Origin of the sequence: Pseudaeromonas sharmana, from assembly GCF_042649925.1 — a bacterium.
In the GTDB taxonomy this organism is placed as follows: domain Bacteria; phylum Pseudomonadota; class Gammaproteobacteria; order Enterobacterales; family Aeromonadaceae; genus Pseudaeromonas; species Pseudaeromonas sharmana.
Map to the genome: position 1 here is coordinate 20,767 of NZ_JBHSAF010000007.1, position 19,322 is coordinate 40,088.

21 protein-coding genes are annotated in these 19,322 nt (G+C 58.3%); 9 read left to right on the forward strand and 12 right to left on the reverse strand.

Translation table 11 applies throughout. The features are described from left to right. Positions 1–13 precede the first annotated feature (13 nt). Both ACFOSS_RS07800 and ACFOSS_RS07805 read right to left on the reverse strand, forming a co-directional pair. Positions 14–601 (reverse strand): YhgN family NAAT transporter, encoded by a 588-nt coding sequence (locus ACFOSS_RS07800; RefSeq protein ID WP_377151652.1) that lies wholly within the window; start codon positions 599–601, stop codon positions 14–16. 91 nt (positions 602–692) lie between these two features. After that, positions 693–935: a YecH family metal-binding protein gene (locus ACFOSS_RS07805; protein ID WP_377151654.1), complete on the reverse strand. Its 243-nt coding sequence runs from the start codon at positions 933–935 to the stop codon at positions 693–695. A 206-nt stretch (positions 936–1,141) separates the two neighbouring features. Between ACFOSS_RS07805 and ACFOSS_RS07810 the strand changes: the two genes are divergently transcribed. After that, the gene (locus ACFOSS_RS07810; protein WP_377151655.1) at positions 1,142–1,294 is read left to right on the forward strand and encodes a hypothetical protein; all 153 of its coding nucleotides are present in this window, start codon (positions 1,142–1,144) and stop codon (positions 1,292–1,294) included. 601 nt (positions 1,295–1,895) lie between these two features. Here the strand turns inward: ACFOSS_RS07810 and fabR are convergent. Beyond that, positions 1,896–2,516 carry an HTH-type transcriptional repressor FabR gene (fabR, locus tag ACFOSS_RS07815; protein ID WP_377151657.1) on the reverse strand — a complete coding sequence of 207 codons (621 nt, stop codon included), beginning with the start codon at positions 2,514–2,516 and terminating at the stop codon, positions 1,896–1,898. 65 nt (positions 2,517–2,581) lie between these two features. After that, the gene (locus ACFOSS_RS07820) at positions 2,582–3,922 is read right to left on the reverse strand and encodes a phospholipase D-like domain-containing protein (protein ID WP_377151659.1); all 1,341 of its coding nucleotides are present in this window, start codon (positions 3,920–3,922) and stop codon (positions 2,582–2,584) included. 160 nt (positions 3,923–4,082) lie between these two features. On the opposite strand from ACFOSS_RS07820, the gene ACFOSS_RS07825 reads away from it, so the two are divergent. Further along, positions 4,083–4,340 (forward strand): hypothetical protein, encoded by a 258-nt coding sequence (locus ACFOSS_RS07825; RefSeq protein ID WP_377151661.1) that lies wholly within the window; start codon positions 4,083–4,085, stop codon positions 4,338–4,340. Here ACFOSS_RS07825 and ACFOSS_RS07830 read toward each other — a convergent pair. The 3 genes from ACFOSS_RS07830 to ACFOSS_RS07840 form a co-directional block, all read right to left on the reverse strand. After that, positions 4,337–5,770, reverse strand: a complete 1,434-nt coding sequence (locus ACFOSS_RS07830; RefSeq protein WP_377151663.1) for an MltF family protein — start codon at positions 5,768–5,770, stop codon at positions 4,337–4,339. The genes ACFOSS_RS07825 and ACFOSS_RS07830 overlap by 4 nt on opposite strands. Before the next feature lie 123 nt (positions 5,771–5,893). Beyond that, entirely contained in the window at positions 5,894–6,190 is a 297-nt protein-coding gene (locus tag ACFOSS_RS07835; RefSeq protein ID WP_377151665.1) for a DUF406 family protein, read from the reverse strand. Positions 6,191–6,295: 105 nt separating this feature from the next. After that, a complete protein-coding gene (locus tag ACFOSS_RS07840; protein ID WP_377151666.1) occupies positions 6,296–8,374 on the reverse strand; it encodes a S9 family peptidase in 2,079 nt (692 codons plus the stop codon). A 214-nt stretch (positions 8,375–8,588) separates the two neighbouring features. Between ACFOSS_RS07840 and ACFOSS_RS07845 the strand changes: the two genes are divergently transcribed. Genes ACFOSS_RS07845 through ACFOSS_RS07855 form a run of 3 tightly spaced genes read left to right on the forward strand, consistent with a single transcriptional unit; the run spans position 8,589 to position 11,490 of the window. Then, positions 8,589–9,188, forward strand: a complete 600-nt coding sequence (locus ACFOSS_RS07845; protein WP_377151667.1) for an NAD(P)H-dependent oxidoreductase — start codon at positions 8,589–8,591, stop codon at positions 9,186–9,188. After that, complete coding sequence (locus ACFOSS_RS07850; RefSeq protein WP_377151668.1) at positions 9,185–11,104, forward strand: monovalent cation:proton antiporter-2 (CPA2) family protein; 1,920 nt, start codon at positions 9,185–9,187, stop codon at positions 11,102–11,104. Before ACFOSS_RS07845 ends, ACFOSS_RS07850 begins: the two co-directional genes overlap by 4 nt. Then, positions 11,104–11,490, forward strand: a complete 387-nt coding sequence (locus ACFOSS_RS07855; RefSeq protein ID WP_377151670.1) for a SirB2 family protein — start codon at positions 11,104–11,106, stop codon at positions 11,488–11,490. The genes ACFOSS_RS07850 and ACFOSS_RS07855 overlap by 1 nt, the downstream gene beginning before the upstream one ends. Positions 11,491–11,662: 172 nt before the next feature. On the opposite strand, the gene modC is transcribed toward ACFOSS_RS07855, so the two are convergent. Beyond that, positions 11,663–12,736, reverse strand: coding sequence for a molybdenum ABC transporter ATP-binding protein (gene modC / locus ACFOSS_RS07860; protein ID WP_377151671.1), 1,074 nt, complete (start codon positions 12,734–12,736; stop codon positions 11,663–11,665). Beyond that, positions 12,733–13,416 carry a molybdate ABC transporter permease subunit gene (gene modB / locus ACFOSS_RS07865; RefSeq protein ID WP_377151673.1) on the reverse strand — a complete coding sequence of 228 codons (684 nt, stop codon included), beginning with the start codon at positions 13,414–13,416 and terminating at the stop codon, positions 12,733–12,735. Before modB ends, modC begins: the two co-directional genes overlap by 4 nt. A 196-nt stretch (positions 13,417–13,612) precedes the next feature. Here modB and ACFOSS_RS07870 point away from each other — a divergent pair, with 196 nt between their 5' ends. Next, positions 13,613–13,909, forward strand: a complete 297-nt coding sequence (locus ACFOSS_RS07870) for a YebG family protein (protein WP_377151675.1) — start codon at positions 13,613–13,615, stop codon at positions 13,907–13,909. 53 nt (positions 13,910–13,962) lie between these two features. On the opposite strand, the gene ACFOSS_RS07875 is transcribed toward ACFOSS_RS07870, so the two are convergent. After that, complete coding sequence (locus ACFOSS_RS07875; protein ID WP_377151677.1) at positions 13,963–15,591, reverse strand: M14 family zinc carboxypeptidase; 1,629 nt, start codon at positions 15,589–15,591, stop codon at positions 13,963–13,965. Between the two features lie 413 nt (positions 15,592–16,004). Between ACFOSS_RS07875 and ACFOSS_RS07880 the strand changes: the two genes are divergently transcribed. Together ACFOSS_RS07880 and ACFOSS_RS07885 are read left to right on the forward strand one after the other, a co-directional pair. Next, positions 16,005–16,520: an outer membrane lipoprotein gene (locus ACFOSS_RS07880; protein ID WP_377151679.1), complete on the forward strand. Its 516-nt coding sequence runs from the start codon at positions 16,005–16,007 to the stop codon at positions 16,518–16,520. 25 nt (positions 16,521–16,545) lie between these two features. Beyond that, a complete protein-coding gene (locus tag ACFOSS_RS07885) occupies positions 16,546–17,130 on the forward strand; it encodes a DUF5384 family protein (protein ID WP_377151680.1) in 585 nt (194 codons plus the stop codon). A 48-nt stretch (positions 17,131–17,178) separates the two neighbouring features. Here the strand turns inward: ACFOSS_RS07885 and ACFOSS_RS07890 are convergent, their stop codons facing one another. Further along, positions 17,179–17,868, reverse strand: a complete 690-nt coding sequence (locus ACFOSS_RS07890; RefSeq protein WP_377151681.1) for an LrgB family protein — start codon at positions 17,866–17,868, stop codon at positions 17,179–17,181. Further along, a complete protein-coding gene (locus ACFOSS_RS07895; protein ID WP_377151683.1) occupies positions 17,861–18,259 on the reverse strand; it encodes a CidA/LrgA family protein in 399 nt (132 codons plus the stop codon). The genes ACFOSS_RS07890 and ACFOSS_RS07895 overlap by 8 nt, the downstream gene beginning before the upstream one ends. A gap of 105 nt (positions 18,260–18,364) precedes the next feature. Between ACFOSS_RS07895 and ACFOSS_RS07900 the strand changes: the two genes are divergently transcribed. After that, on the forward strand, positions 18,365–19,240 hold the full coding sequence (locus ACFOSS_RS07900) for a LysR family transcriptional regulator (protein ID WP_377151685.1): 876 nt from the start codon (positions 18,365–18,367) through the stop codon (positions 19,238–19,240). The last annotated feature ends 82 nt before the right edge of the window (positions 19,241–19,322 follow it).

The window sequence follows — 19,322 nt, forward strand, 5'->3', positions numbered from 1 at the left end:
GTAACGACAAGACTCAGCGACTGAGATACTGCTCCGCACCATCCAGAAGCATCTGCACCGATAACATCACCAGTAGCATCCCCATCAAACGCTCCATCGCCTTGAGCACGCGTTCGCCCAGGATGCGGTTGATCCACTCATGGAACATCAGGATGACTGAACTCCCCCCCCAAGCTAATAGCAGGGCCAGCGTCCAGTCGGTCATCTGAGTGGGATACTGGTGAGACAGCAACACCAGCGCGGCCAGCGTTGATGGCCCCGCTATCATCGGAATCGCCATTGGCACAATCAACGGCTCTTCACCCTCAGGCAACCCGGTCACCCCCCCCTCGCTGGGGAAAATCATACGGATCGCGATGAGGAACAGCACGATCCCGCCCGCGATGCTTACCGCTTCCTGCTTCAGATTCAACAAGTTCAGCAATTCCTGCCCGGCAAACAGGAATACCAGCAGAACCACCAGCGAAATCAACAGCTCACGAATCATGATTTTGCGACGACGCGCCTCCGGGAACGGGCGCAATATCGACAGGAACACAGGCAGATTACCCACCGGATCCATAATCAAGAACAGCATGACTGCCGCAGTAATAACATCCATCGCCTAACTCTCAAAAAACAGAATAAAAAACTGGATAGAGTATATCGGATGGGCGACAGGAAGGCGATGACCGACCTCCGGCAGAGTTAAATCAGTGCTGACAAATACGGCTGGCTTCCGTGTTGAAGCCGTCGGCCGCCTCAACAAATTTACCCTTGGCTTTTAGAAACTGAATCAGCGCCTCTGCATCCATATTGTCGGCGCTGCAGGTATGAAACCGGGCCTGCTCGCCAAAGCGGGTGTGAATCGCCTGCTTGAGACTCTCGGCGGTAAAGGAGCCGCCCAGCTCCAGCATCATATGCATCACTTCGTGGCCATGAATCGACTCTTGCATCACTATTCCTCGCGGTTAGTTAAGTTGCTTAATTTAAGCATGTTTGATGTCGACAACTTTGCTCGCGATCAAGGTCGCGGCACAGCCCATTCCTCGCGAAAACAATTCATGGCTCACACCCTGAGACGCTAAAAGAATTTTTTGCTTGCCGCCAATGCGGGTTTACCCGTTTAGTGAATATCCGACTGCCAGAGTAGGACATAGTGATGGAGACGACACTGCATAACTTCTTGCCCGCGATCGAGCTATTGATGTGTCATCTTGGCAAAAGCTTTGATGAAGCCTGTGATGAATTGGGTTTGAGCACAGAAGAGAAAGAACTGCTGGTCCAGCAGCTGGCAGCCAGTGCCCGCGAGTAACCATGGTGCGGCTTGAGTACCGCGAGAAAAGCAAAGAAAAGAGGGGCGACTTTCGCCGCCCCTCCAAGTCTTAGTGTCCGATCCGTGAACAGTATTGCTCCCTGCAATCCCTGACTTAGCTCGTCCCTTAGTCTTTCCACTTCCCGATCCTTCGGGGTGTCCTTGAGCCATCCTGGCCAACGAGCAGTCCTTACTCGCTGTTCTGTCTCCCTCCCGGGAGGTGTCCATGCCCACATCCTGTGGGGTTCCTTTCGCCTTACCCTGGCAGCCAACCATCCTGGTTAACTTCAGCGCGTCCTGCACGATTAATACTAGGGATCTGGCAAAAAACGACAATCCACCTCAAAGCAAAAAAAAACGACATCACTCAGAACAAAAACAAAAATAAACTTAAATATCAATAATATAACAAACAAGCGCTCACATTTACCGACAAAAGAAAAACGTTTTTACCTACAGCAGGTATGGCAAATGTCTTACACGCCACCTGTCGTTTTCCTACAGATATCCTCGTGCTGCAACACGCCAATTACGACGGATGTATTGGCCAGCCACTCCGAAATAGCCAAGTCAAAAAAAACCGGCCTAGTGGCCGGTTTCATCACCCCTCACTCGGGCGTGGTTTGTGATAAAAATCGGCACCACGCGCTATCATCCGCAACTGAAAAACCACGCGCTCCGCCAATTCCTGACGCGCAGCCACCTCCAGATCCAGCGCATCGGCACCGGCGTTAAAGACGATGGTCACCATCGCCTCCGCCTGAACGTGAGCATCATAGGAGGTATAGCCGGATTTTTTTTGCAAATCGTCGGCAAGCTCAGCAATGAAATGCTGGATTTCACGCTGCACCGCTTGGCGAAACTCAGCTGAAGTGCCCGAACGCTCTCGCAATAACAGCCTAAAAACGTTCGGATTGTTCTCGATGAACTCCATGAAAGTCAGCACCGAGGTCCGAATCACGCTGCCTCCGCTGCAGGCGATCCGCAGACGGGCTTGACGCATCAGCTGGCGCAAGGTCAGACCGCCTTCGTCGACCATGGTCAAACCCAGTTCTTCCATATCGCGGAAATGGCGATAGAAGGAGGTGGGGGCTATCCCCGCCTCTCTGGCGACCTCTCGCAGACTGAGATTCGAAAAACTGCGTTCCGCGGTTAACTGGCTGAACGCGGCGGCGATCAACGCGCGGCGAGTACGTTCTTTTTGTTGCGCTCGAATGCCCACCATCAGATCCCGGAGAGAAGAAAGGCCACATCATAGCCTATTTCCGCGGTGACTGTGCAGCCGAGCTAGAGCAGATGGTGGACCGGTAACCAGCCGGCCAGCCGGATCAAACCTCGCCGCCAGGCACTGGTTTCAGGCTCTATCGCACTCCCTGCCCAGCTAATGCCCTCTTCACGCAGCGTCACCGACCAAGCCTGCTGCGCGATGAGCTGCTGCTCCAACCAGGCCTCAACCTCCGCAACCAGCGAGGCCCCCTCCAGCAGTAGCGCAATCTCAGTATTCAGATAAAAAGACCGAGGATCCAGATTTAGGCTACCCACCAACAGGCTACGCCGATCAAACAGCGCCAATTTGGCATGCAGGCAACGCCCAGCCTCCGGCCGCAACTCAAACAGCGATAGACCGGTTTTCAGCAGACGGGTACACCGACTGCGAAATCCAGCATAGGCCAGCGGCATGTCCGTTGCTGCCAGCGAGTTGGTCAACACACGTGCCGAACATCCGCGCCGGATCATGCGACGTAAGGTTCTATAGAAGTGACGCGTCGGAACCAGGTAGGGCGTAACGATGTCCAGTGACTGTTGCAACCCATCCAACTGCGCCAGCAAGGCTCTGCCTGCAGCTGTCGGCTGTCGCCGTAAACGTGCGCCCTTGCCAGGCGCATCCATAAACGCCTGAGCCGAAACGGGATGCCAGTGTAGCGGCGGCAGGTCGACGGCCAATAACTGCGGCTCAACACCAAACAGTCTGGCCAGTTCCGGCTCCATCAGATGCAGAAGAAATGCATTGTTGGCGAGCGCCAGCGACTCTGGCAGACGAAACCAGCTCAGATGGTGCAAGACATGACTCCAGCGGCTCCGCCAGTAACCTAGGAAGTCCGACACCAGGTCTGCACAGACAGGGCCGCGAATCAGAATATCGAGATCGACAAAATGGCGCTCACGCCCCAGCCCCAGGTAGCTGTCACCAATATTGCGCCCGCCCACCAGAGCCCAGTCATCATCCACGACCAGTAATTTGTTATGCATGCGGTGGTTGAGACGTCGAAAGCTGAACAGGATTTCCAAGGGCCAACCCCAAGGCCGCGCCAGGCGTAGCCAGAACGGATTGAAGAGACGAATACGAATGTTGGGCTCGGCAGCCAGCGACTCCAGATAACGATTGCTGCCTGAATACAGATCATCGACCAGCAAGCGAACTCTGACCCCGCGCCGCGCGGCCTGCAACAAGGCCCCCAGCAGCAGTTTGCCGCTGACATCCTCCTCCCAGCTATAGTATTGCGCCAATATGCTATGGCGGGCCCTGGCAATCAGGGCCAATCTGACCGCCAAGGCCTGCTCCCCCTCGGCTATCAACGCCGCCTCGCAACCGCTACGCCATGGATATCGATTATTTGTCGCTGGCATCCACACCCTCCGCTGCTGTCAATTGAGCATATAGCGCTCGTCGAGCGTGGCATAGAGCTTGCTGAAGCCTGGAGGTTGATTTCATTGAATCGTCATCTGCCGACAGCACAATCGCTGTCAGCGCCGATGCGATACAAACCAGGCAAAGGAGGTCATCACGATGGCGGTATGGATGGAGACAATTCACCAGAACGAGGATAACCCGGCCCTGCTGTACCAGATTGCACCTGTCGAGACAGCAGAACAGCCGCCGTTAGCGAAGCGGGCTGCTCATGGCGTGATCCGCCAACGTGCAGACGATGCTAACTGGCCGAGCTCGGGCTCTGGCCAGGAGCTGGATGACTACTTTCTGTGGCACCCGGATCAGTATCTGGAGCACCCAGAATCGGGTGCCCCAACGGGGCACCAGTGGCATTAATGGGGTTGCAGCCGTTTTTTCTGTTCGTTGAGCTCGTAGGTGCGTCGATAGGCGACATAGCGGCTGGATACATTTTTGACATATTGCACCGTTTCCGCGCCCACCCGTGACGCGGCGACCCGCTCAACGTTACCAAACCAGACGTTGCCATCCAGGCCGCGCCTTGTGGCTTCTTTACGCAACTGGGCAATCCGGTTGGGGCCGGCATTATAAGCGGCCAGCGTAAACAGCACGCGGTTGTTCTCATCCAGTGACTTATCATCAAAGTAGGTGTCCATCATATGCCGCATGTACTTGGTACCGGCATGGACGTTATTTTCCAACGAACCGATCCCCGATACATTCAGCGATCGCGCCGTGCTGGGCAGCACCTGCATGATCCCCATGGCACCGCGGGGGGAACGCGCCGCCTGATTCATCGTCGACTCCTGATAAGCTTGCGCCAGCAGCATCATCCAGTCGATGGAGTACTGTTCGCCATAGCGCTTGAACAGGTGCGCATAACGAGAGAACTCTTTCGGTGACCAGCCCATCATGCTGGAATTGGCAGCCCGATGGCGCGCCAGCAGACCCGAGCCATTTTGCAGATACTGGCGGTAGATAGGCTCACCCTTGCGGGTTTCGGCACCATACTCGCGCAGGAACGCATTCACCTCACGCTCCATCAGCGGACTATTCTTGCGAAACGCCCAGGCAATCTGGCTATCGCGGCGTAATGGCACCGCGTCATGGAAACGCAGGTCGGTGAACACTTTTTGCCAGAGTCGTGCCTTGTGGCTGTCCACCACCGTATAGGCAATCTCGCCACGACTGACCATATCCAGCAGATCGCTGTCTTGCAGGACTTCGTCCACCGGCTCGATATAGACCGGTGGCATCTTCAGGGTGGCCAGCATGTCGTTGACCATCTGCAGGCTCTCGAAATAACTCGAGCTGCGGCGCACCCAAACATGCTTGCCCGAAAGCTCGGTCAAGCGGTTGATGGCCGGCACCTTGCCGCTGCTTACCAGCCATTCCTGAATCCCTTTAATTTCCGGGATGGAGAAATCGGCCTGGGTCTGCCGCATCTGGGTAGTGCTGAGGTTAGCCAGCACCAAATCGCCCTGCCCATCGTTGAGCATCGGCAGCAGTTTGTCGTAGCGAACCGGAACCAGCACCACGTTCATCTTCAACTTCTGATCGTTGAAGTAACGTCCGTTCAACCAGCGCTCAAACTCTTGCATCAGTCGGACATTGAGCCCTTCTTGGCGGCCCTGGTCCAAGTAGAAATTGGCATTGTCATAGACTACCAGCACGCGCAACTGGCGCGCCGTGAGCATGGCATCCAGATCGCCTTTACGGGTCGCCATCTGGTCAGTCAACGGCAGGGACTGGGCGAGCTGGGGAACCAGCATCATCAGCCACGCCAGACCTAATATCAGGTTTCTCATAGCGTATCTTCGAATGTCTGTTCGTCAAAACGCGGCATTAAAGCGCATAAAACCTGAACGGAAGCTGAACGAGATGGTAATTTAATGAACAGCGGGGGCGGCAAAACCCCCGTTTTTCGTGACTCAGATCGCGCGGGAGCGCATTTCGAAGATGATTTTTTCAGCAGTGCAGCTGAAGGTGAGCTGGCAGGTCAGCGTCACACCAACCTCACTGCTTGCAGACTCTTTTGCAACCACAACATCACTGTAAATAGCACGGGCCAATTCGATAAAACTGGCTAACCGGGCTTCCGCTTCTTCTGCATTCGCAGCCTCAACGGTCAAGACCACCTGATCATCGCCCTCGCTGATGATGCTGCCGATTTCGGCCACGCAACCGCACGCTTCACACGTTTCCTGAACCTGTTCTTGAACCGACATGGTTTCCTCCTGCTAACTGACCGCCGATGCGGTCCTGGAATCACACTGACGTGTCGGCCAGTGTACGACCATCCCCCCCGAAAGGGTATCTTAACCCTGTAAAGACTAGCGTTTTTTTTCGGTGGCCGCCCCGGGGTTGTCTGCCAGACGTAACAGGAAGGCATATTCGAGCGCCACATCGTGCAGATAGTGGTACCGCCCAGCCTTGCCGCCATGGCCGGTGTGCATATCCATCGCCAATAACAGCAGTGCATCATGGCTGCAATGGGTTCGCAGTCGCGCCACCCATTTGGCTGGCTCCCAGTATTGCACTTGGGAGTCATGCAGTGCGGAAACCACCAGCAGATGGGGATAGGCCTGATGGCTGACGTTATCGTAAGGGCTGTACTGACGGATGTAGAAGTAATCGTCGGCCCGTTGCGGATTCCCCCACTCATCGTACTCTCCCGTCGTCAGCGGCAATGAGGGATCCTGCATCGTCGTCAGCACATCCACGAAGGGAACCGCGGCAATGGCGCCACAATAGAGCTCGGGAGCCATATTTAACACGGCACCGACCAGCAAGCCGCCAGCACTGCCGCCGTAGGCAAATACCCGTTGTGGATCACCCCAGCCGCTGGCCAGCAAACCACGGGTCACATCGATGAAATCGTAGAAGGTGTTCAACTTATGATGGCCACGCCCCTGCTCATACCAGTGGCGCCCCAGCTCCTCGCCACCGCGCACATGGGCAAGCGCAATCACGAAACCGCGGTCGAGCAGCGACAACCGCTCCGCAGAAAAATCCGGTTCCTCGCTGAGACCATAGGCACCATACCCCTGGACCAGCAACGGATTGGCTTCCGGGGCAAAACAATCTCGACGCCATACCAGTGAAACCGGGACCTGTGCTCCATCTCGAGCCGTCAACATCAGACGGCAAGACTGATACCACTCGCTGCAAAAGCCACCCCGCACCCGTTGCCGCTTCAACAAGGTTTGCGCTCCGCTCTGCAGATCGAGCGCCAACGTACTGGTCGGCGTCGTCAGCGAACTGTAGCCATAGCGAACCAGGCTGCAGCCAGGGTCAGGATTGAAGCCGAGCCAGCACACATAGGCCGGATCGTCAAACTTGACCTCATGCCGCAACTCGCCACTGAGCGTCAACTGACGCAGGCGGGTCAACCCTTGCACCCGTACTTCCAACATCAGTCCGGCCGTAAAGAGTTCAAATTGCTGAAGCAGCACCTCATCCGAGGGCGGTACCAGGGTTTCCCAATGGCGATTGTCGCTGATATGACAGCGATACAGCGCGAAATTGGCCCCCTCCTGGTTCGAACGCAGATAAAAATGGTCCGCAAAATGGTCCAGCTGATACTCATGTCCGGTGACCGCATCAAGAAAACAGCGAGCCACACCAGGCTGCGGATCCGGCTCACGCGGCAACCACCAGACTTCACTGCTGAGGGTGCTTTGCAAGTTGATGAACAACAACTCGCCACTGCGACTCTCATCCAATGACAGGTAAAAGGTATCATCCTTGAGCGTAAACAGGAGCACATCGGCTGCCGGATCCTGGCCGAGCCGGTGCCAGTACAGCTGTTGCGGCTGCAACGTATCCGGGTGCAACCGCGTGTAGTAGAAGCCCTGGCTCTGGCGATCCCACAACGGATCGCCACCACAGCGTGGCAGCGTATCGGTTAGCCACTGTCCCGTCGTCAAGTCGCAGACCTGGAGTTGATACTCACGACGTCCCTGCCAATCCTCGCTGACCAGCAGGTAACGGTTGTCAGGGCTGATTTCAAATCCGGCCAACTCATAGTACTCCGCCTCGCCGGCTCGCTCGTCGCCATCGAAGAAGGTCACGCTGTCTTGCGGGGCCGCTAACGGGTGACGGGTATAACGGGCAAACTCGGCACCTTTGTCGTAGTGACGCTGATAAACGTAACCGCGCAACGTCCACGGCAGACTGCTCTCCTCGCTGGGCTGGCGGCGACGCATCTCGCGGTATAACTGCCGCATCAACGGCTTCTGCGGTGCCATCACGGCCGCGGTATAGTCATTTTCAGCGTGCAGATAGGCCAACACTTCGGGATCTTCGCGCTCATCGTCACGTAGCCAGAAATAGGGATCGCTACGCTCGTCACCATGAGCACTGAGGGTCACTGGGCGGCAGGGCGCCACCGGGGCAGAAGGGAACTTCATCTGGCCTCTCCAGGAGTGCAAAAAGGAGGCCTATGCTAACAGGAGCGGGGCGATTCGTCGTGAGCCGAGCAGGCGATCCAAGGTCGGCGGACTTGAGTCTGGATCGTCGCCCTTGGCCTGATTCCGGATTTACGTCACAATTTGTCGGCCTGAGACTCAGGCAGCCAAGCCGCCCCGCCGTTTGCGGCGCTATTTTCCGAGCATCGAGAGCAGCATGAAAAAGATACTGATCCTGTTTGCCCACCCGGGCTATAACCGCTCCCATGCCAACAAGGCGCTGTTACAGGCACTGCGCAAGGTCGAAGGCATTCATGTCCATGACCTCTACCAGCGCTACCCGAACATGTTCATTGATGTTGCCTACGAGCAGCAATTGCTGCAGGAGCATGACATCATCGTCTTCCAGCACCCGCTGTACTGGTACTCGGCGCCCGCCATCATCAAGGAGTGGATGGACCAGGTACTGGAATACGGTTTTGCATTCGGCCCGGAAGGCCACGCCCTCAAGGGCAAGTTGTTGTTGTCCGCCATCACCACCGGCGGCAGTCAGGAGTCCTACACCTCGCATGGTCATAATCGCCGCGCCGTGATCGAGTATCTGCTGCCCTTCCGGCAAACGGCCTGGCTGTGTGGCATGCGCTACCTGCCCCCGTTCGTGCTCTACTCCTACCATACGATTCAGGATGCCAAGCTGCTGCGAGATACCGCCCAAGAGTATCGGCGTCTGCTGATCGCGCTGCGCGATGGCACCTTGTCTGCGGATTCGCTACAGCGGGCAACCTATCTGACCGACCTGATCGAGGAGCTCCCATGACCAATGCTCTGCTGCTCGATGCCTTCATCTTTCTGACCGCTGCCGTCATCTCGGTGCCGGTGGCCAAACGGCTGGGGCTGGGCTCGGTACTCGGCTACCTGATTGCAGGCATCATCATTGGCCCCTACCTGCTGAATGTGGTCGGCAAGACGGAAGACGTCATGCACGTCGCCGAGTTTGGTGTCGTGCTGATGTTGTTTCTGATCGGTCTGGAACTCAAACCGGCGTTACTATGGCAACTGAAGGGGCCCATCCTCGGTCTGGGGGCCAGTCAGGTGGCATTGACAACCGCCGCGCTGGCCATCCTCGGTCTGATCTTTGGCCTCAGCTGGCAACAGGCGTTGACCGCCGGCATGATACTGGCGCTCTCGTCGACGGCAATCGTGTTGCAGAGCCTGACCGAACGTCGACAGCTGAAAACCGAATCCGGCCAGGCCAGCTTTGCCGTGCTGCTGTTTCAGGATATTGCCGTCATTCCGATGCTCGCCCTGATCCCGCTGCTGGCACCCATGGGGGATGCCGCCAGCACAGGGCCCAGCCTCGGTGGCTGGCAAGACGGTCTGCTGATCGCCGGTGTCATCTGCGCCATTATCCTGGGGGGGCATTATCTGATGCGCCCGGTGTTCCGCTTTATCGCCCAATCCGGGTTGCGCGAGATCTTTGTCGCCGCCGCCTTGCTGCTGGTCATCCTGATAGCGCTGGCGATGGAGCATGTCGGGCTCTCGCCGGCACTGGGCACCTTCCTCGCCGGTGTGGTATTGGCCGAGAGCGAATACCGGCACGAACTGGAAGCCAATATAGAACCGTTCAAAGGATTGCTGCTCGGCCTGTTCTTCATCTCGGTAGGCGCCGGTATCAACTTCACATTATTGACGCAGCAACCTGGCATGGTGCTGGGCCTGCTGTTGTTGCTGACTGTCGCCAAGTTCCTGGTGCTGCAGGGGCTGGGGGGAGTGTCGCGCATGCACGCCGCACACCGCTGGACTTTCGCGTTGGCGCTGGCACAGGGTAGTGAATTCGCTTTCGTGCTGTTGACCCTCGCCTACAAGGGACAGCTATTCAACGCCGAAATGGTTGCACTGCTGACCCTGGTCGTCGCCCTGTCGATGGCCTTGACCCCCGTACTGCTGATCATCAATCAGCGTCTGGTCCAGACCCGGGTTCAGCAACAAGAAGAGGAGCGGGAAGCCGATACGATCGATGCCCAGGATAACCCGGTGATCATCGTCGGCTTCGGGCGATTCGGCCAGATCGTTGGTCGTCTGCTGCATGCGCATGGCATCGGCACCACTGTGCTCGATAACGATGCCGGCCACATCGAAGTGCTGCGCAAGTACGGCTACAAGGTGTTTTATGGTGATGCCGATCGCCTCGACCTGCTGTACGCCGCCGGCGCCCATCAGGCCAAGTTGCTGGTGGTCGCTGTCGGGAATCCGGCCAAATCGCTGGCAGTGTGCGAACTGGCGCAAAAACACTTCCCGCAGATCAAGCTGCTGGCGCGCGCCATCGATCGCCCCCACGCCCACCAGTTGCTGCAAATCGGTGTCGATCTGGTCTATCGGGAAACGGTCGGCTCGGCGGTGGACCTGGGGGTATGCGCCCTCAAAGAGCTGGGGGTGCGGGCCAATCAGGCGTGGCGCGCCGGCCAGACCTTCAAGCAGCACGATGAAAAGTTATTGCGCGAGCAGACTGCCTTCATCGATGACGAGAACATGTACATCACCAAGAGTGTCCAGTACCGTCATATCCTAGCCGAGATGCTCAAAGCCAATCAGGATGACAAGCGCTCGGAGCTGATGTCCGCCTGGGAAAACCAGACTGACATCGACAATGGCAATGAAAATCCCGAAGAGGAGGCCCCTCGCCCCTTCTTCGCCTCACAAATCCGCGATACGCCGACCCGGGGAGAGAAGTAATGCTGTATCTGCTGTTCAAGGCCATTCACGTGTTGACCGTCGGTATCACTGGCGGCCTCTTCTGCTGGCGCTGGCGCCTGGCGCTGGCCGCCGATCCCCGGCTGCAGCAGCGCTGGCTGCGCATCCTGCCGCATGTCAATGACACCCTGCTATTGTGCAGCGCCCTGGTTCTGGCCGCCATGGCCGGCCGTTATCCGTTCGTCAATAGCGCCGTGTTGACGGCCAAGGTCTGTGGTCTCGTGCTGTACATTCTGCTCGGCACTGTGGCCATCAAACGGGCTCGTAGCCGCACACAACGTCAAGTCAGTGGCCTGCTGGCCATACTCACCTTTGGCTATATCGTTGGGGTCGCTATCACCAAAAGTCCCAGCCTGGGAGTGTTTTAGGCCGCGTGCTCCCTGCTGTCGCCACGCAGCAGGGTGGCATACATTGTCGGCTTTACGCTGTAGCAAAAAACACATAACGCCACCCGGAGTCCTGATTACAGCAGGGCTCTGCACTCACTGGCGCACCCTAGATCACGCCGCTGCGCTACCACGGCCGACACTGTGCTACCCCTCAGCTGTCAAGCAACGCCACCCCCTTGATCTGCACCCAAACCGCCAGGCCGGGCGCGATGGCCAACTGGCGGCGGGAGCGCTCTGTGATGCGCGCCAGAATCTGGGTGTCACCACAGCGGACTCTGACCAGCAGATGGCCCGCCGCGCTACCCAGGCTGACCGTCTCCACCACCGCCGGGAGACGATTCAAAATGGTGCTGCACTGCGGCTCCTGCAGAGACAGGCTGACGTCGCGGGCATGTATACGACACCGCAGCCGCTGCCCCACCGGATAGGCACGGGTCGGCACCAGCAACTCGCCACCGGCAAACGCCAGACGCATCAGATCGTCCGCCTCCTGAGCCTGCAGCCGTACCGTCACCACGACGCCGGCATCGTCGGCAAACACCGCAGGCAGGTCGGTGCGCGCCAGCGTCTGCTGCAGTGCGCCGCTGGCCACCACCTGCCCATGCTCCAGCAGCACCAGATGATCCGCCAGCCGGGCGACCTCATCCGGCGCATGGCTGACATAGACCAGCGGAATCGCCAGCTCCTCATGCAGGCGTTCGAGGTAGGGCAGGATCTCCTGTTTGCGTTTGATATCCAGTGCGCTGAGCGGCTCATCCATCAACAGCAGTCGAGGCCGCGTCAACAGCGCACGCGCCACGGCGACGCGCTGGCGTTCACCGCCGGAGAGCTGATCCGGCATGCGGCCGAGCAGGCCGTCGATGCCCAGCAGCCGGGTCATCTCGGCGATCAACACCGGATCGACACCCCCCGCCCGGCGCATACCGAACGTCAGATTGGCGCGCACGTCCAGGTGCGCAAACAGACTCGCCTCCTGAAAGACATAACCCAGTGATCGCCGATGGGGCGGGACAAAGATCCCTCGCGCCTCGTCCTGCCAGACGAGATCGCCGATCGCCACCCGGCTGTCAGGCAGGCGTTCGAGACCAGCCAGCGCCCGCAGGATGGTGGTCTTACCCGATCCCGACGGCCCAAACAGCGCCGACACTCCGCGCTCCGGCAGATGCAGGCGGACATCGAGGGCAAAATCCGGTAAGCGTCGGCACAGCCTGATATCAATGCTCATCCCAGTCGCTCCCGTTGTCCACGGCCGTAACCCAACGCGTACAGCAACAGCAGCGCCAAAAAAGAGAACAGCAGCATGCCGGCGGCCAGTCGATGGGCTTCGACATACTCCAGCGCTTCGACATGGTTGTAGATCTGAATAGACAGCACCCGGGTTTCACCGGGGATGTTGCCGCCGATCATCAGGACGACACCAAACTCGCCGATGGCATGGCAAAACCCCAGCACCGCAGCCGTCAAAATCCCGCGCCGTGACAGTGGCAACACCACGCTGAAGAAGGTATCCAGCGGGCTGGCTCGCAGAGTGGCCGCCACCTCCAGAGGCCGGCGCCCTATGCCGGCAAAGGTATCCTGCAACGGCTGAATGACGAACGGCAACGAGTGCAGCACACCGGCAATGACGATGCCGGAGAAGGTAAACGGCAGCACACCGAGGCCCAATGACGTCAGCAGCTGGCCCACCGGCCCCTGGGGGCCCATCAGCAACAGCAGGTAGAAGCCCATGACGGTGGGAGGCAACACCATCGGCAGCATCAGCACAGCACGTAACCACACGCAGTGCCGGCTGCGACTATGCACCAGCCACCAGGCCAGCGGGATCGCCAGCAACAGCAAAATCGTCGTAACCAGGCTCGCCAGCTTCAGCGTCACCCAGACAGCACTCCAGTCCCCGTCTGTCACCCAACCTCCTTGTTCACCCCACGCGCCCATAACAGTGCTCGTCCGAAGCAATCCCTGCACGCTCAGCCGCGGCGCCTGCACCAGACGAAGCAAGAACCAGACCGGAATTTACTTTTCACGCAAAACCTGATGGTCGCACTGGCATAACATCACGAGATAGGATATAAAAACTGTATGTTTATACAGGAATGAAAAAATGGCCGTCGAGATCAAATATGTTGTGGTACGCAATGGCGAGGAAAAGATGACGTTTGTCAGCAAGAAAGAGGCGGACGCCTACGACCGCATGCTGGATCTGGCCGATGAACTGGCCGCCTGGCTGCAACGTAGCCCGCTCGCACTGGAGGAGTCCCAGCGCGAGGAGCTGGCGTTATTCCTGGCGCGAGAGAAGGAGCAGCTTCAAACGCTGCTGCGCGGCGGCAAGGCTGAGGCGGAGCCCACGCTGAAACGTCAGAAGAAGGCGGCGCCAGCCAGCACCGACGAGCCTGTCTGACGCCATGCTCAGCGCCTGCCAACCAGGCCGCTGGCTGGGGCAGTCTGATGGATTCAACCAGCCGGCGTAACCGGCTTGGCCGGTTTGTGCTCGTTGGCCAACCGTGACTTGGTTGTTTTGCCGGCCTCACGCTTGGCCAAATCGGCGGCATCCGCCAGCAGCGGGGCCGTCGGTAGCGGGTTGCTCATCAGTAAACCTCGCCATGCCGGCTCCTGATAGAGGCTGTTTGCCGAACGCGGATCCAGCATGATGGCGATCAGAGCCCCCTGCGGCTGCTCGGTGGAGACCAACAGGTCTCCGGCTTTCAGTTCGGTCTGTACCACCTTCTGGTCCAGAGTCACATCCAGCCAGTCCCGGGTTCCGGGTTTGGTACGGGCGCCAATCTGCAGGCTGGCCACCCGTTGCTGGCTCAATTCCACCCGTTGCGGCTGCTGCACCACCTGATAGTCGATATGGTGATCATCCAGCCACTCGCGGAAACGCCGGGTCTGCGAGCGAATGACAAACCCGTCCGGGATCTCGCCCGTGCCCTGCAGCGCGATGTAATCCTCGCGGCGGAACGTTTTGACTACTTTTTTGCCACTGCGGTCGGCCAGCGTTACCGACGTGGTCGGCTCCGTGGGGTTCGGCGCAAAGGCGTACTGCATGACAAACTTGTCGTCGCCCTCAACCCCTCTCCAGCGGAAGCGGGCATCGCGACTGAGGTGACGGATACGGCTATCATCCCCGGCTACCAGCGCCAGCGCCGCTTCGACACTGATGCGCTGCTTGCGCACTCGCTCCGCTATGTTCTCCGGCGTCGGGAACTGGCCTTTTCCATCATGACGATTCTCGAAAAGTACCGTCAACGACCCCTGCATGGCGGCATAGTTGCGAAAGTTTGACAAACTCAGACCACCGCGCCGTACCGGATCACGCAACGAGTAGATCTCGTTGTAGCGTTGTGAGGGAATCCCCTGCGCCTCGACCGCCTGAATCAGCGCCGGTAGAAAATGCTGGTTGGCGTATTGGCTGAGTTCCGCATCCAGGTTCGGATTATTGCCGACCTCGAACTGGGCATCCGTGGTCGTCAGGAATCCTTCGCGCGGCGTCATCGGCCACTTGTCATTCCAGGTTTCATGCAGATCCATCACCACGTCGGGCTGGAAACGGGCCAGCGCATCGATATAAATCCGTGTTTCGGGGGACTCTACGGCGATGAAATCGAGGTTTGGATTCTCATCCTTGGCATTCAGTCGCCGATTCAGATCGCGGCCATCGGGATTGGCCAGCGCCACTATGACAAAGTTCATCTGCTGCAACAGTGGTGTCAGCTCACCGTCCAGTACCCGACGCGCCACGATCTGCAACACTTCGGTGCCCGAAGGTTCATTGCCATGTTGCGATCCGAGCAGCATCACCGTCAAACGGTCGGCCTGAGGTTCGCCCTGCTGCAGGAACTGCGCATCGCGGGAGACCAGCAGCGCCTCGACCGGACGCCCCCCGGCGGAAGTGCCCAGCCGGGTGACGGTTGCCAGCGGAGAGTGTTGCGCCAGGGTATGCAGGTAACTGGAAATCTGTGCCGAATGCGGCAAAGGGCGGGTGGGTGCCTGCTCGAATGGTGTCAGTGGCACAGCGGCCTGCGCCCATGCAGGCAAGGATAGCAACAGGGCGCCGACGATGCGCCCGCAGCGAATGCTCATGTGAAAACCTCAACGGCGGAATGCGTCACAAAGGAGGTCGGGGCCCCCGACTGCGACGCATTATAACGTTATCTGTTCGGGAAAAAAGAACAAAAACTCACCGTCCGCCCCGCGAAATTGCGGCTGAAAAAAAATAAAAAACGCACAAACAAAAACATTTAAAATCAGAATAATAAATTCAATAAAAAGCAAAAAATCAAGATGCCTAAGTTTTATTAAAAAAACTCATTAAAAATACAAAACAATCATGAAAACAACTGGCATGACATCCGTATTAATCTTCGAGTTATGCGTTGTAATTCACGTTTTTCAACCAGATAAAGGATTGTGTTTATCTGTGGAACTGAACCTTAACTCTAATAAAGAATGTGAAATTAAATCTTTTATTAACAATGCATTAAAAAGGGAACGGTATGAAACTGAATACAACACTGACTTGTTTGTCTCTGTCTGCCGCATTGCTGGCTGGATGCCAATCAACCGGTAGCGAATACAAAGCCTCGGTTTATGACACAAATCAAGTTAATACCAAACAAGAAGCCAAAACAGTAAAAATCATCTCTGTTCTCCCAGCCCAGGTTGCTGTCGATAACACCGAAGGAAAAGAGGCGGCCAAGACGTTTGGTACCCTGCTCGGCGCCGTGGCCGGCGGTGCGGTTGGGTATAACGCCGGGGGTGGAAAGTCTGCGGCTGGCACGGTAGCCGGGGCCGTTGGCGGCGGCACACTCGGCGCAATTGCCGGCAACATGGCTGAGGACAAGATCCTGGTCGATGGTGTCACCCTTGCCTACTCGGAAGAGGACAAAATCTACACCTCGACTCAGGTCGGAAAAGTGTGTGAATTCCAGCCTGGCGTCGCTCTGGTCGTGACAACCACCAGCAATGAGACTCGCATTCAACCTAACGCCACCTGCCCCAAAGAGTCTTGATGGTTGACACGCAAGGAAGAGAACGATGAAAGCATACCAAGCGCTGATGGCTTGTACCTTGGGACTGAGCATGCTGGCTCCGGCCGTGAGGGCAGATGACCTGCAATCCCAGCTCGAAGCGGTCGCCTCGGCCGAAGCGGATGGCAAGGCACGGGAGCAGGCTCGCCTGTTGCAGGAAGAACAGCAACGGCAATTAGCCCTCCAGGCTGAACAGGAAGTCCGGCTGCGCGAGGCTCGTGCCGCTGAGGCCAAGGCTCGGGCCGCTCAGTCCGCCGCCGTCGCCAGGATCAAGGCACAAAAGGCCGCTGCGGCGGCCAAGGCCAAAGCAGTGGAGGATGAACGACTGGCGGATAAGAGTCGCGATCAGGCCTATGAAGACCAACTGCGGGAGCTGGAGCTGGAGAAGGCGAAGCTCGAGTTGAAACGGCAAGCCAAGCGCGTCGACCGAGAGGAAGACTTCATTGACGCCGAACTCAACCGTGAAAAGGCCAAGACCGATGTCATCCAGTCTGATGCCGACGCATCGCGTAACCTCTCCTCCGGCGCAAAGCGCCTGCTGGAAAGCGAAGGCGAAGCCAGAAAGGAAAAAGCCAGCAGTTGGTTTGACTAACCGCAATTAGCCCGGAATGCCCTGCCAGCCAGGGCATTTTTTGTCACCTCACCAGAACAGGTGCCCTAACCAGGGCGCCAGCAGCACTGTCACCAACCCGGCGATCAGCATCACCAGACTGGAGATGACCCCCTCGGTGGCGCCCATCTGGTAGGCCCGCGCCGTGCCGGCACCGTGCGATGAGGCACCAAAGCCTGCTCCCCGCCCCAGCCGGCTGCGCACCATCAACAGCGTCAAGACCGTCTCGCCAACCACCATCCCGATCACCCCGGTCAAGACCACAAACAGCGCCGTCAGATCGGCCTGACCACCCACGGCCCGCGTGGCTTCAACCGCGAACGGCGTGGTGATGGAGCGCATGGCCAGGCTGCGTTGCAACAGCTCCGGCAGTGCCAGCCAGCGTGCCAGCCAGACGGTGCTGCCGACGGCGACAAACACCGAGGTGGTGACGCCAAGCGAAAGCGAGAGCCAATGGCGCGCGATCAACTGCCGATTCTCGTAAACCGGCACCGCAAACGCCACCGTCGCCGGGCCCAGCAACCACAGCAACCAGTGGGACTCTGACATGTAGTCGGCATAGGAGACATGGGCCAGCACTACCACCGCCACCAACAAGGCCGGCGCCAGCAACAGCGGCATCAACGGCATCAGGCGCAGCCGACGATAGATCGCCTTGCTGGCGTAATAGAGCACGACGGTCAGCAGCAGGAACAACAGGCCACGCAACAGATCAAGCATGGCGGCGACTCCGGCGGCTCAGCCAAATCTCAAACCGATAGAGCCGATCGACCACCAATGCCGTTGTCCCCAACACCATACAGGTACTCAGCACCAGCACGACCCCGATCCGCCAGCCCTGTTGCAGTAATAAATCCGGATAATTGACGACCGCGACCACGGCCGGCACAAAAAACAGCAACATCTCGGCCAGCAGCCAGCCAGCGCCATCGCGAAACCACTCCACGCGCACCCAACCCAGCAGCAGCAGGCCAAGCAGCGCCAGCATGCCGGTGACATTGGCCGGAAGCGGCAGGTGAAAATAGCTCACTGCCCACTCGGCCAAGACGAAGATTGACGCCAGCAGGCCGATCTGGGAACTGATGCGCAACAGCGAACGCAACGATGTCATAGCGCCTCCTTAATGTGCGTTGCGTCACAGTATACGGGGAGCGAAATCAGTCAGATAATGAATTGTTATTATACAATTAATGCCAAAATGGAATGGATTATCGACATGGACATTCGCGCACTGCGCTATTTTGCCGAACTGGTGCAGCAACAAAGCTTTACCCGCGCCTCGGAGAAGCTGTTTGTCACCCAGCCGACCATCAGCAAGATGGTGCGCAGTCTGGAAGAGGAGATCGGCGAACCGCTGCTGCAGCGCCAGGGCCACAGCTTCTCGCTGACCGCCGCCGGTGAACTGGTGCTGAACCGGGCCCACGCCATACTGGCCGAACTCAGCCAACTGCAGGCCGAACTGCAGGATCTGCGCTTTTTGCGCCGGGGTCAGTTGCACCTGGGTATCCCGCCGATGGTCGGCCCCTTGTACGCAGATCTGCTGCGCCGCTATCGCCAACGTTATCCGGAAGTGGAGCTGAGCATAGTCGAATACGGTGGCCGCCACCTTGAGCAGGCGGTCAGCCGCGGAGAGCTGGATGCCGCCCTGACCATGTTGCCGACCCGTGATGAGAGCGGATTGACCGCTTTCGAGCTGGCGACACACCCCATCATGGCGGTGCTGCCGAACGAGGCGGGCTGGCAGGGGACGTCACCCGTGCCGCTGGAGGCCTTGCGCAGCACCCCCTTCCTGCTCTACACCGAGACCTTCACCCTCAGCGATCTGCTGCAGCAACGCTGCCGCGAGAGTGGCTTTACGCCCACCGTCGCGGCGCGCTCCAGCCAGTGGGATTTTCTCGCCGCCATGGTCCGCAGCGGCATGGGGGTGGCGTTTCTGCCGGAACCCATCTGCCGCCAACTCGACAACCGCGAGCTGATCTTCCGTCCGCTGGCCCCGGCGCTGATCTGGCGGCTGGGCGTCATCTGGCCGCAGCAACGCTACCTGTCGCGGGCGGCAGAGGCCTGGCTGGCCCTGTGCCGTGACGGCCAATGATCGCCAGGAAGCCAGGCGCATAGAAGCGCCTTATTTCTGTCATGGTGGCGTCATATAGCCCTCCTAGCATACGAAGCGATTG